Below are 1,301 nucleotides of genomic sequence, written 5' to 3'. Positions count from 1 at the left end.
TTCGTACGTACGCTGTCCCGGGCTTTGCCCGCCCTTCGCCGGTGGGCCATTGTCGCAGCCGCCACCGGCGACCAGGGCCTCGGTGGTGCCAGGTGGTGTCAGACGACGACTGTGGCCCGGAACACCGTGCCGGGGCCGGACACTTCGGCCTTCTCGTTCGCCGGTACGAAGACCGACTGGCCGGGGGCGAGTTCGATGTCTCCCGCACGGACGGAACCCGCCGTGCAGAGCAGGATCTGCGGGGTCGGGAGGGTGAGGTCGCGGGCGGGCGTGGCCTCGGGGAGGACGTACCGGGACAGGCGGAACTCGTCGATGGGGGTCTCGTAGATCTCCTCGCCGTCGGCGGAGGCCTCCGGGCGCAGTACGCCGGGGTCGCTCGCCTCGAAGCGGACGACGCGCAGGAGTTCGGGAACGTCGACGTGCTTGGGGGTCAGGCCGCAGCGCAGGACGTTGTCCGAGTTGGCCATGATCTCGACGCCGAGGCCGTTGAGGTAAGCGTGCGGGATGCCGGCGCCGAGGAACAGGGCCTCGCCGGGCTGGAGCCGGACGTGGTTGAGGAGCATGGCGGCGATGACGCCCGGGTCGCCGGGGTAGTGCTGGGCGATGTCCGCGTAGGGGGCGTAGTCGCCGCCGAGGCGGGCGCAGGCGGTCGCGGTCTCGGTGACCGTGCGGGCCATGTCCTCGCGGTCCGCGCTGAGTACGGCCGTCAGCACCTCGCGCAGGGCCGCCTCCTCGGGGTGGGCGCGCAGCAGGTCGACGTACGGCTTGAGGGAGTCGACGTCGAGGCCGGCGAGGAGGTCGGCGGTCTGCGACGGGTCTCGGAAGCCGCACAGGCCGTCGAACTCGGTGAGGGCGCAGATCAGTTCGGGCTTGTGGTTGGCGTCCTTGTAGTTGCGGTGACCGGCGTCCACCGGGATCCCGCGGTTCTCCTCGTCCGCGTAACCCTCCTTCGCCTGGGCGAGGTTGGGGTGCACCTGGAGGGAGAGGGGGGCGCCGGCGGCGAGGATCTTGAGGAGGAAGGGCAGGCGGGGGCCGAACTTCTCGACGGCGGGCGTGCCGAGTTCGCCCTGCGGGTCGGCGTCGATGACCTCGACGAGCGTGCCGCGTCCGGTGCGCGAGGGGGCGCCGGGGTGGGCGCCCATCCACATCTCCGCCTGCGGTTCACCGGTCGGCTCGGTGCCGAGGAGTGCCGCGATGGCGGTGGTGGAACCCCAGGCGTAGGGGCGGATGGTGTTGTCGAGGCGGTCCATACCGGTCTTTCTCTGCGTTCAGGTGGGGGTGGTTCGGGTGAGGGTGGTGAT

Annotated in this window: 1 protein-coding gene; it reads right to left on the bottom strand. The window is 71.3% G+C overall.

Annotated elements, in window-relative coordinates; all coding sequences use genetic code 11:
- Positions 1-98: 98 nt before the first annotated feature.
- Positions 99-1,250 carry a mannose-6-phosphate isomerase, class I gene (gene manA / locus AOK08_RS31780; protein ID WP_055532537.1) on the bottom strand — a complete coding sequence of 384 codons (1,152 nt, stop codon included), beginning with the start codon at positions 1,248-1,250 and terminating at the stop codon, positions 99-101.
- Positions 1,251-1,301: the final 51 nt, after the last annotated feature.

Origin of the sequence: Streptomyces graminilatus (assembly GCF_001418565.1) — a bacterium.
Classification (GTDB): Bacteria; Actinomycetota; Actinomycetes; order Streptomycetales; family Streptomycetaceae; genus Streptomyces; species Streptomyces graminilatus.
Note: the sequence above shows the minus strand (reverse complement) of the source record. Positions and strands in the feature narration are given on the sequence as shown.

Bases quoted from the DNA above. Each gene is read 5' to 3' on its own strand.
- manA (WP_055532537.1), bottom strand. From the start codon at position 1,250: ATGGACCGCCTCGACAACACCATCCGCCCCTACGCCTGGGGTTCCACC.